Genomic DNA, 9907 nt, shown 5'->3' on the forward strand with positions numbered 1-9907 from the left:
CCCGTAGGAGTGCATCCCATGGCACAAGGTAGCAAAGCCAAGTACACCGACAAGCAGAAGCGCAAGGCCGAGCACATAGAGGCAGGTTACGAGGACAAGGGCCTGTCCAAAGCCGAAGCCGAGAAACGTGCCTGGGCCACGGTCAACAAGCAATCGGGCGGTGGTGAACGCAAAGGCGGCTCCGGACAGAAAACCAGCCAGCACGCCAAGGACGAAGCCAAGCACGATTCAGCCAAGCGTGCGGCGGCGACCCGCAAGGGCGAACCTCGTGCGGGTGAACACCTGGAGGATCTGACCAAGGCCGAGCTGCTCGAGCGTGCGCGTGCCCAGCAGATCGCGGGGCGCTCGACGATGCGCAAGGCGGAGTTGGTGGCGGCTTTGAAGTCATAACGCAAACGACACCCAAGGCAGTTGGGGCATGGGCTTGTTCACTTTGAATGTGAATGAGTCCATGCCCCTAGTTCTGTAGGTTTTCAAGTTCTGCAGGTGCTCATTAACCCACAGGAGTGATCCTGCTCTCAAGTTACTTAAATCGTGACGACTTCGAAAACAGTTCAGTCATGCATTGAAAAGGCTTCCGTGCTCTGACATTTGGTAATCCAGGCCATCACTGCTGACACCCTCATTCGGTTACGCCTACAAAAAAATCAAGCCCAGAAGGCTGCGACTTCTCAAGTAATGAGAAAATCTTTTCAGCTTGTCCAGCAGTTAAAAGCAACTCTCCGTCACACTCATCAGCTAATGACAACCAGCCTAACAGGCTCATGACATCAGCCTCCTTATGACGAGGAATGATTTCTTCGTATTTCAAAGAATCATCACTATTATTGTCCGGCAAAAAACCAGTTAACGAAATTTTCATCGAAAGTCCTTATTTGGATTTAGGCGTTTTCCGACCAGGCTTGGCAGGCTTGGTTTGATGCCCTGAAACAGGGTCGAACTCACCCGCGTGCTTGCCCTGTTTGTCGTAGATTTCAACCTTGCCATGCATGCTATCCCATTCATAAATGCGTCCCTTGCTATCTTTCCAACGTCTGCGCGTTTTGCCGCCCCCTTGCACGCCGCTTTTAGCTCTGACGCGCCTTGCATCAGGGAAAGCAATGAGATCGTTAGGAGCCGGATAATAATGATGATCATTGAGCACTATATAGAGTGGATCAAGCCCGGCCTCTGCCGGGAAGGTAACAATCAGATCATGACCATCAGGCAGTATGCCAGGGTAGGCTTCAACATTAATCTCAAGCGGTTCCAGCTCCCCACCTGCGTAGCTGGGTCGAAGTGGAGGAACGATCGGAGTAGTCGTAGGGGAAGAGGTAGCTGGAGTTCGCGCAGGTGTCCAAGTGAGGGTCACAGGAAGCCCTCCTGTTGAGCCTGGCATTGCTATGTCTACTCTGTAGCGACCTGCCTGCAAATCAAGCGTTGCTTCGCGTATGGGTATGCTCTTGGAAACGCGCTCACCGTCAGGCCTGACCATCAGCACGTGATACCGGCCATCGCCTTTACTGTCGTAAATCAGTCTGTACGGCAGCTCGACCTTCCCTTCGGCAGCTGTCGCAGCAGGTAAGACAGCATCCGCTGAAAAGCCGATCTCGCGGGCATCAATGCTCAACCCAAAGCGAAAATGCGAAGGTGGTCTGTCCTGCTCCTCACTGGCGGTCGAACTGGAATAGAACAGGGCAGCTACACCGGTAGTAACAGCGCCGCCGGATCCTAACGTAGCGACCTTCCCTAGTGAGGCCGCCGCTTGCGTGATCGTTTGACGCAAGGCCGAAAGGGCTGTCTCCGCCAACGGGACGATACCGTGCCCAGGCAGTGAAAGCCCAACAGGCGCACGGCCAGCAAAGCGATAGGTATTGAGTAGCTGAGCAAGGGACCTTTGAGCGATGCCAGGCAATGCCTGAAGCTGGACATGTGCAGCTTCAACGGCGGCAGTGACGGTCGCAAGCACTTCTTGCGATTTGGTACTGCCTGACGTGGAGGGTTGAGTCAAGTGAGCCTCGAACTCGTTCGACAGCCCCCCGGAAACCTGCCGCAAGTGCTGGTCGATCGCTTCAGCGTTTTCGTAGGCTGGGCCATTTTGAAGCTGAGCAGTGGCTTCGCCGAGTTGTGCGTGCAGGCGATTAAGGGTGCCATCCACTGCTTGAGTGATCGCCTGTTGCTGAGCGTCCATGAACGCACTGGCGTCAACCATCAGCCGATCCACTACGCTCGTGAGGTCAGCCACGATCGTGGCCGCCTGCGCTTTCAGTGTCTCATTGAGCTGAGCCAGACCTGCCGGATCAATCCTCTTGTTGACCCGCGAGATGATGACTTCGATTTCTTGATAAAGGCGTTCGACAGATTCTTGGAATGCGTTCTTTGCAGATTGGACCTGGAGCGAGGTCTGAGAGGACAACATGGCGAGGTGTGCTTTCAGCGCTTCAGCTTTTTGTGTCACCTGCTGGCTGGTGTGGCGCGCTACCTCAGTCGCTTTTGCGGCGATGGCGTCACGACGTTGCGCGCGTTCCAAGCTGGCCTTCAGACGAGCCAAGCGCTCTTCCAAGGCCTTGATCATTTCGCCCGTGACACGTGCTTGCAAGGCCGCATTGTATGACCTTTGGTATAAGCTCTGCTCTGCTTCAGGAAACGCATCCCAGGCTCTCCAGTGTCGAGGCACACGCGACAGGGTCGCTGCCTTTATATCGGTCGCTTCGAGCTGAAGCACGTCACTGCCTGAAAAGGCCGTAGCGTCCGATGACGATACAGTGAGGTCATGACTCGCCTGAGCCAGCAGCGTTTCGACCGTGCTGATGTAACCCAGAATCTCAGCCTCGCTACGAGACGAGGTATCTTCTGGAACGCCAAGCTGGCTCAGCGTATCCAAAACAGATTGACGGGCACCCGCGATCAAGGGTTCATAAGAAGCGTCCAAGTACGCTTTGACACGCGCCAGCTCATTTGAAATGTCTTGCATCATGCGGTTGTACGTTGCGAGTTGCTGCCTGCCTTGCCTGTCACGCTCACTATAGAGGTAACCGAATGAAACAGCATCGAACGGTAAAGGTTCGGGTTCCGGGCGCACAATGATGGGCGCAACTCCATCTGCATGAAATCAATCCTCCAGGTCAGTTTTAAACCCACAGCGGCGAGCCGGAAAGTTATACGGCCATGATCAAGCGCTCAACACGGAAATCCAATCAAGATGTAAATATCGTGACGCCGAAGTTCGGCAAAACTGAAGCAGTGCTCTGACGAAAATTTTCTACATCCACCTGTTCTAAGCCATCACTTATATTGCTGTAGGAACGTTAAGCTATATGCGTAGGAAATTTAAAAAATTACCTTAACGGCATGCACTTAATCTCCCGTATCGTCTACGGTATTCGCTACGCCCTATCACGCCCCCTTGCAGCCTGCCGCCTACCCCTTTAGGGTGTGCACCACTCCCCCCACAGAGCCTGCCGCCATGCGCGCCTGCCTTTTCATGATCCTCGGTTTGTCGTGTACCCACCTGCTCGCCCAGGAAGCCCTGCCGGCCATTGCCCAGGTGCGGACCACTGGCTGGACGCTGAACGACCAGTTCGACAAGGGCTTCACCCTGGACGACGGCACCCGTGTCCTGATGATCGCGCGCAGCCTGTCCAGCGCACGGCTGGTCAACAATGCCGTCGAACATACGCCCGACGGGTATCTGAGCGAGCGTGGCGTGGCCTATGTGGCCGATATCGAGAAACTGCCGCGTGTGGCCCAGGCGGTCCTGGTGCCGACCATGCGCTCGGCGCGTTACCGTATCCTGCTGGACCGTGATGGCCAGGTCGCCGAGCGCTATGCCGGTGACCGCGACAGCGTGCAATGGCTGGAGCTGAAGAATGGCCAGGTGACGCGTGAGCAGCGCTTTACCGATCTGGTGGGGCTGCGTCAGGCGCTTGCGGGGTTGGTCAGTGCTCAGGCAGCGCCTTGAGCCTGTGCTGGGTCGTATGGCGTTGATGCTCGGTTGCCTTGGCTGGCGGTGATGGCCTGGTAGACGGGGTTGGCTGGTTTTATGGCCCCTGCGGGGCCAATCGCGGCACTGGGGCCGCTCCCACAGGTGACCGCGATAGCCTGCAACCCTGCGGTGGGACTACGGGTGTGAGCGGCCCCTGTGCCGCGATCGGCCCCCCGCCAGGGGTCGCCAGGACAGCCCCTAGATCCGATCTCCCACAGGTGACCGCGATAGCCTGCAACCGCGCGGTGGGGCTACGGGTGTAGGAGCGGCCCCTGTGCCGCGATCGGCCCCGCCAGGGGCCGCCAGGACAGCCCCTAGATCCCCGATCTACTTGAAGCTCGAAGTGTCCTACCATCCCCCCTCACGACGCCTTACGCGTCCGCTTGGCCGGCTTCTTCTCTTTTTCCTTCTCGGCAGACGCCTTGCCGGCCGCCGTTTTCCGGGTCGTCTTCCTCGGCTCGGCCGGCTTCGTCGCAGCGGCCTTGGCCGCGCCGCGCTTGCTCCCCAGACTGCGCTTGAGCAGCTCGGTCAGGTCGAGGATATCGGCGCCCTTGCGCCCTTCCTCGTCGCTCTCCTTCTCGACCACGCTGATCTTGCCCTTGCTGGCCTTCTCTTCCACCAGCTCCATGATCGTGTCGCGAAACGCGTCGTGATAGTCCTCGGGCTGCCAATGGCCGCTCATGTCGCTGACCAGCCGCTTGGCCATGTCCAGCTCACGCTTGTCGAGCTTGGCCTGGGTCACGCTCTTGTCCAGCTCCAGGGCCTCCAGACCCCGTACCTCGTTGGGCCAGCGCAGGGTGATCAACACCAGGGCGTCTTCCAGCGGACGCAGCAGGGCCAGGTGCTGCCGGGTGTGCAGGACCACGGTCGCCAACGCCACCTTGCCACTGCCCGCCAGCGTCTCGCGCAGCAGCGCATACACCTTGCCACCGCGCTTGTCGGGGCTCAGGTAATACGGGGTGTCGAAGTGCTGCAGCGGGATCTCGCTGGCGTCGACGAACGAGAAGATGTCGATCGTCTGGGTCGCCTCGGGACGCGCATCGTGGATCTCCTCTTCGCTGATCACCACGTACCGGCCTTTCTCATGCTCGACGCCCTTGACGATGTGCTCGCTGGCGATCTCCTTGCCGGTGACCTTGTTGATCCGTTTGTAGCCGACCGGCTCCATAGTGCGCTTGTCGAGCCAGTCGAAATCGATTCGCTCGCTGCTGACCGCCGTGTTCAGGGAAACCGGGATGTGCACCAGGCCGAAGCTGATGGCGCCTTTCCAGATAGCTCGAGGCATCGTGATGCTCCTGATGAAAGTCCATTCATGACACGAACGAAGACGAGCGCCGCAGCGCTCGTCTTCAGTCTAGCGTGAGCCCCGCACGGCGTCGGTCGAACCGAATGGCCGTGCGTCCGGCTTCATGGCAGCGGATCGCCGCCGGTGACGCCGAAGATCTCGCCGGTGATGTAGCTCGACTCCTGGGTCGCCAGCAGCACATACAGCGGTGCGCATTCGGCCGGCTGGCCGGGGCGCTTCATCGGTACCTGGCTGCCGAACTCCGGGATCTTCTCCTGTGGCTGGCCGCCGCTTGGCTGTAGCACGGTCCAGACCGGGCCGGGCGCCACGGCATTGACCCGGATGCCCTTCTCGATGACCTGACCGGCCAGGGCCTTGGTGAAGGCCACGATCGCCGCCTTGGTGCTGGCATAGTCGAGCAGGGTCGCCGACGGCTGGTACGACTGGATCGACGCGGTGTTGATGATGGTGGCGCCAGCGGGCATCAGCGGCACGGCCTCCTGGCACAGCCAGAACAGCGAGTACACGTTGGTCTTCATGGTGTGGTCGAACTGCTCGGAGGTGATCTCGCTGATGTCCTTGCGCGCTTCCTGCTTGCCAGCCACGTTGACCAGCACGTCCAGGCCACCCAGGGCCTCATGGGCCTTGCGGGCCAGGCTGCGTGTGAAGGCTTCGTCCTTCAGATCACCAGGCAGTGCGACCGCCTTGCGGCCTTCAGCTTCGATCAGCTTCACCACTTCCTGGGCATCGGGCTCTTCTTCGGGCAGGTAGTTGAGCACGATGTCGGCGCCTTCACGGGCGAAGGCAATGGCGGCGGCACGGCCAATACCGGAGTCGGCACCGGTGATCAGCGCCTTGCGCCCCTTCATGCGACCGAAGCCCTTGTAGCTGTCTTCGCCACAGTCCGGCTTGGGCGTCATGCCCTTGTCCAGGCCAGGCGGGTTCTGCGGCTGGGCCGGGAACGGCGGTTGCGGGTACTGGGTCAGGGGGTTCTGCATGCTGAACTGATCGCGAGTGGTGTTGGACATGGGACCTGCCTCCTGAGAAAAATGCCTTGCGCCAAACGACGCGCTCATGGAATACGAGGTCTGGAACGTGACGAGGGTTTGCCGCGATGCAGACACGTCCCGATGAACGGTAGAGGCAGGCTGAAAGGTTTGAGCTATGCCTGTTCGCAGAGGCTGACGCTACGTCAGGAGCGGCATGAAAAAGGGCAGCTCGAGGCTGCCCTGTGTGTTGCGTATCACCTGCGCGGCGAAGGGCCTCTCAGCCCTTGCTGTGTTCGTCCGAGGTCGGCCCCGTGCCGCGCTTGATGCCGCGAGGCCCCATCAGCGCCCAGATCACCAGCCCGAGCACGGGCAGCACGATGACCAGCACTGCCCACATCAGTTTGGTACCCGACGGTTTCTCGCTGCGGAACACGCTGGCGATGACCCAGACGTCCATCAGCACGACAAGGATCGTCACGATGGTCCAGAAGTAACTCGGCATGTCGCCCATGGTCTTTCTCCTTTCAAACGTGGATCAGTGATCCTTCCAGCTGCCCTCGACAGCCACCGGGGGCAGTGCTTTTCCTTCAGTGAACGCGTGTCACGGTCAGGCTGATCGCAGCGATGCGCTCGACGATTTCATAACCGGGCTCTTCGAGCTGCTCGCCGAATACATCGGGGTCGATTTCTTCGTAGGTCCAACTCCAGGCCCGATCGGCCAGCCGTTGGCGCACGGCCTCGAGGAAGCCATCCCGCCCTTCGACGATCGCGATCCCCGAATACAGCAGCAGGCTGCCGCCCACGCTCAGGCGCTCGCACGCCTGCTCGAGGATGCGCAAGGACAGGTCGCTGCCCAGATTGCCGCCGCCGTGGCGATAGGTCCGCTGCTGCCCATCGATCATGTACGGGGGGTTGGCCACGATCAGGTCAAAGGTGCCTGTAGTGTCGGAGAGAATGTCGCTACGCTGTACCGTCAGGTTCTTCACACCAGCGGTCGCGGCGTTGACCTGGGTATAGCGCAGCGCCAGCGGGTTGATGTCTACGCCCAGCACCTCGGCATGGGGAGCGGACTTGGCGATCAGCAAGCCACCGATACCGCTGCCGCAGCCGATGTCCACGGCGCGTTGAATACGGTGATGGTGGCTCTGCAGGTGCGCCTGGATGACGCGGGCGAAGCGATAGCTGTCCGGGCCGAAGAACACCGCATCGGTACGATCGGTCGGATAGCCCGAATGCACCAGCAGCAGATCGTCCAGGGTCGACCAGCGCACCTGGCTGCGGAACGTCTTGCCCTGCTCGGCCACCACCTCGGCGGCTGCCATCAGCTGCAGGCGGTCGTCATCGAGCAAGGCAAGGGAAAAAGGACGGTTCCAGCCGAAGACATCGCGCAACGTGGAGGCCTGCTGGGCGGCTGCCCGGGCGTTGTTGCGCTGGTGGGTGACCGGCGTGACGCTGGTGAAGCGATAACGCTCCTGCTTCAGCCATCGGGCCAGTTCCAGCAAGGCCGCATCGGCCTGAGTCACGTCATGATCATGAATCGGGGTGTCGGACAACACCATCAGCAGGGTCTCCCTTCCGCTAGGCCGGTATGGCGAATGTAGTCACGTGTCGCTTGCAGGCCTTCAGGCAAGGCATGCCGGCTGCCGAACATCTGCTCGATCAGTTCGGTGACCGAGGCTTTGCTGGCGCGCCCTGCCGAGGGTTCCTCGATCTTGAGCGACGCTTCCCATTTGCCTGGCATCACCCGACGTGGTGCCGGGCCTTGCCAGTCGGCGGCGATCCAGTCATGCCATAGCTGGCGCTCGTACGGGCTGAAGACGCCGAACATGGGCGCGGTTGGACCTTCCAGCAATCGATAGAAACGACTCTCCATGGGGTCGGCCCCACGGCGAACCCAGCGCTGGTTTTCCAGCGCGGTCAGGAAGGCCGACATGCTTTCGCCAGGCGCCAGCCACTGGTTGATGGTGCGGCCTTCGAGGCGGCAGTGATCGGCATGCATGAACTGACCGAACACCCGCTTGCGCTCCAGGCTCGCGACCAACTCGCCGTGCAGGTCGAAAGCGCCGATCAGCGACGGCGTGTCGATACCCAGGTCGTTCAGGCGGTAGCCTTGGCGTACGCGTTCGTAGAAGGCTTCTGCCTCCTGCGCCGGGCAAAGCTGGTGCAGGGCCTCGATGGCCTTGCGCGCATGTCCGCTAGCAGCATTGTCGATGGTGATGTGCAACTGGAAGTAGAAGCCGTCGATGCCCAGTTCGGCCAGTTCGTACGTGGTGATGAGCAGGTGCAGCGGGGGCTGTTCGTAGCCCAGGTTGTAGCCGATGACTTCCGGCAGGAACGCATCGCTGTGCATGCCAAGCGCCAGCTGGATGCCACCTTGCAGGTAGCGCCCATCGTCCAATGGCACCGCCTCGAGACAACCGAGCCGACTCATCAGACGTTGATAGATCGAGACATGGTTGCTGCGCAGGTCACCATCGCCAAGCTCTTCGAGGTAGGTACGGATCAGCCCGTGGTAGCGTGGGTCCTGCCAGTGCTGCAGGGTCCCATACAGCCAGGCGCCGTCAACCAGTTTGGTCGGCGTCACCTGTTGGAGAAAATAGAGTGCTTGGGAGCGGTTGGCGAAATAACGTCGGGGTTCGCCGTCCTGACGGGCCTTGAGGTAGGCAGCATAGGCCGACGCGACACGGGCGGCGTGCCGCGCGGTCCAGTCGTCCAGGCCAGCGGCAGTGTCCGGCAGGTCGTCAGCCATGGCGCGCGTCCCTTCCAGCTGCTGGGCAAGCCAGCGCGCGCTGTCGACAGGATGGCCGGCCAACAGAGCCTGGTAGCGATCCTTGAGCGTGGTGGCAGTCACGGGCACGTTGGCTGGAGCGGCGGTTCGGACGATGGTCGCCTTGCGGGTCATGACGGTCATGGGGCGGCCCTCTTGGACTTCAATGATCTTGTTCTGAGGAAGACGTAGGTTCGGTTTCAGCCGTAGGGCTCGTGATCGGCTTGTCGGGTTGCTTCATCAGCAGGGAGGGTTTGCTCTGGTCAGCATCCTTGGCCGGGTGGTCGCTGCGATCGAAGCAGCCGCCCAACAGGATCAGGCCGGTGGACAGGCAAAGGATCGAGATGATGCGCATGGAATGCTCCTCGAGGCTCGACAACGCGCGGCGTCACAGGCAGGCGCCGCGCGTCGCACGTTAGGATCGACCGCCTTTGCGTCCGGATTCCGAGGACTTGTCATGAGAAGTCCCGGAGGCCTTCCCGCCTTTCTTGCCGGCCTCGGAGGCCTTCTCGCGGTCGTTTGCGAAGTTGCCACTACCTTTCTGACCGCTACCGCTCTGGCTACCGCCTTGCTTGTTACTGGCCATGATCGTTCACCTCATGAGGGTTATAGGACACGGGCTTCGCACCGTGCATAGGTTCCGATCGACGCTTTCGCAATAGATTCGATTTTTCTGCACCAGGTCGGATCAGCGGTCGGAATACCTGTCGCCTCGGCCATTGGCACGATGGTCTGTGCGCCGATTCCGTTTTCTGCTCTCGCTCAGGCCCAAGCCAGGGCCTCTGCTGGCGATTGTTCAACACTGTTTCGAATATTGTCGGACGTGCCAAATTCTCGACGTAATGCCTCTTCCGACGAACGGTTTACCGTTTGCCTTGCACGGGTGTAACGCAATATTTACA

The 9907-nt window shown here is 60.3% G+C and carries 11 protein-coding genes; 2 read left to right on the top strand and 9 right to left on the bottom strand.

Annotated elements, in window-relative coordinates:
- Nucleotides 1–18: 18 nt before the first annotated feature.
- Nucleotides 19–390 carry a termination factor Rho gene (locus G7007_RS09395; RefSeq protein WP_181101114.1) on the top strand — a complete coding sequence of 124 codons (372 nt, stop codon included), beginning with the start codon at nt 19–21 and terminating at the stop codon, nt 388–390.
- A 232-nt stretch (nt 391–622) separates the two neighbouring features.
- Here the strand turns inward: G7007_RS09395 and G7007_RS09400 are convergent, their stop codons facing one another.
- Both G7007_RS09400 and G7007_RS09405 read right to left on the bottom strand, forming a co-directional pair.
- Nucleotides 623–862 carry a pyocin S6 family toxin immunity protein gene (locus G7007_RS09400; RefSeq protein ID WP_181101116.1) on the bottom strand — a complete coding sequence of 80 codons (240 nt, stop codon included), beginning with the start codon at nt 860–862 and terminating at the stop codon, nt 623–625.
- Between the two features lie 9 nt (nt 863–871).
- Nucleotides 872–2956, bottom strand: coding sequence for a colicin E3/pyocin S6 family cytotoxin (locus tag G7007_RS09405; RefSeq protein WP_181101118.1), 2085 nt, complete (start codon nt 2954–2956; stop codon nt 872–874).
- 489 nt (nt 2957–3445) lie between these two features.
- Between G7007_RS09405 and G7007_RS09410 the strand changes: the two genes are divergently transcribed.
- The gene (locus tag G7007_RS09410; protein WP_181101120.1) at nt 3446–3940 is read left to right on the top strand and encodes a hypothetical protein; all 495 of its coding nucleotides are present in this window, start codon (nt 3446–3448) and stop codon (nt 3938–3940) included.
- Between the two features lie 385 nt (nt 3941–4325).
- On the opposite strand, the gene ku is transcribed toward G7007_RS09410, so the two are convergent.
- From ku to G7007_RS09445, 7 genes are all read right to left on the bottom strand, one after another.
- Entirely contained in the window at nt 4326–5249 is a 924-nt protein-coding gene (ku, locus tag G7007_RS09415; protein ID WP_181101122.1) for a non-homologous end joining protein Ku, read from the bottom strand.
- A 122-nt stretch (nt 5250–5371) separates the two neighbouring features.
- The gene (locus G7007_RS09420; protein WP_181101124.1) at nt 5372–6277 is read right to left on the bottom strand and encodes an SDR family oxidoreductase; all 906 of its coding nucleotides are present in this window, start codon (nt 6275–6277) and stop codon (nt 5372–5374) included.
- A 238-nt stretch (nt 6278–6515) separates the two neighbouring features.
- Nucleotides 6516–6749 carry a PLD nuclease N-terminal domain-containing protein gene (locus G7007_RS09425; RefSeq protein ID WP_181101126.1) on the bottom strand — a complete coding sequence of 78 codons (234 nt, stop codon included), beginning with the start codon at nt 6747–6749 and terminating at the stop codon, nt 6516–6518.
- A 76-nt stretch (nt 6750–6825) separates the two neighbouring features.
- A complete protein-coding gene (locus G7007_RS09430) occupies nt 6826–7797 on the bottom strand; it encodes a methyltransferase (RefSeq protein WP_181101128.1) in 972 nt (323 codons plus the stop codon).
- Nucleotides 7797–9149: an iron-containing redox enzyme family protein gene (locus tag G7007_RS09435; protein WP_181101130.1), complete on the bottom strand. Its 1353-nt coding sequence runs from the start codon at nt 9147–9149 to the stop codon at nt 7797–7799. Before G7007_RS09435 ends, G7007_RS09430 begins: the two co-directional genes overlap by 1 nt.
- 19 nt (nt 9150–9168) lie before the next feature.
- Nucleotides 9169–9360, bottom strand: coding sequence for a hypothetical protein (locus G7007_RS09440; protein WP_181101132.1), 192 nt, complete (start codon nt 9358–9360; stop codon nt 9169–9171).
- 60 nt (nt 9361–9420) lie between these two features.
- Entirely contained in the window at nt 9421–9591 is a 171-nt protein-coding gene (locus G7007_RS09445) for a KGG domain-containing protein (protein ID WP_181101134.1), read from the bottom strand.
- Nucleotides 9592–9907 lie beyond the last annotated feature (316 nt).

This window comes from Pseudomonas entomophila (assembly GCF_013523125.1).
GTDB lineage: Bacteria > Pseudomonadota > Gammaproteobacteria > Pseudomonadales > Pseudomonadaceae > Aquipseudomonas > Aquipseudomonas entomophila_B.

Excerpts from the sequence above, each read along its gene's own strand:
- G7007_RS09395 (WP_181101114.1), top strand. The coding sequence starts at position 19 with ATGGCACAAGGTAGCAAAGCCAAGTACACCGACAAGCAGAAGCGCAAG.
- G7007_RS09400 (WP_181101116.1), bottom strand. The coding sequence starts at position 862 with ATGAAAATTTCGTTAACTGGTTTTTTGCCGGACAATAATAGTGATGAT.
- G7007_RS09405 (WP_181101118.1), bottom strand. The coding sequence starts at position 2,956 with ATGATGCAAGACATTTCAAATGAGCTGGCGCGTGTCAAAGCGTACTTG.
- G7007_RS09410 (WP_181101120.1), top strand. The coding sequence starts at position 3,446 with ATGCGCGCCTGCCTTTTCATGATCCTCGGTTTGTCGTGTACCCACCTG.
- ku (WP_181101122.1), bottom strand. The coding sequence starts at position 5,249 with ATGCCTCGAGCTATCTGGAAAGGCGCCATCAGCTTCGGCCTGGTGCAC.
- G7007_RS09420 (WP_181101124.1), bottom strand. The coding sequence starts at position 6,277 with ATGTCCAACACCACTCGCGATCAGTTCAGCATGCAGAACCCCCTGACC.
- G7007_RS09425 (WP_181101126.1), bottom strand. The coding sequence starts at position 6,749 with ATGGGCGACATGCCGAGTTACTTCTGGACCATCGTGACGATCCTTGTC.
- G7007_RS09430 (WP_181101128.1), bottom strand. The coding sequence starts at position 7,797 with ATGGTGTTGTCCGACACCCCGATTCATGATCATGACGTGACTCAGGCC.
- G7007_RS09435 (WP_181101130.1), bottom strand. The coding sequence starts at position 9,149 with ATGACCGTCATGACCCGCAAGGCGACCATCGTCCGAACCGCCGCTCCA.
- G7007_RS09440 (WP_181101132.1), bottom strand. The coding sequence starts at position 9,360 with ATGCGCATCATCTCGATCCTTTGCCTGTCCACCGGCCTGATCCTGTTG.
- G7007_RS09445 (WP_181101134.1), bottom strand. The coding sequence starts at position 9,591 with ATGGCCAGTAACAAGCAAGGCGGTAGCCAGAGCGGTAGCGGTCAGAAA.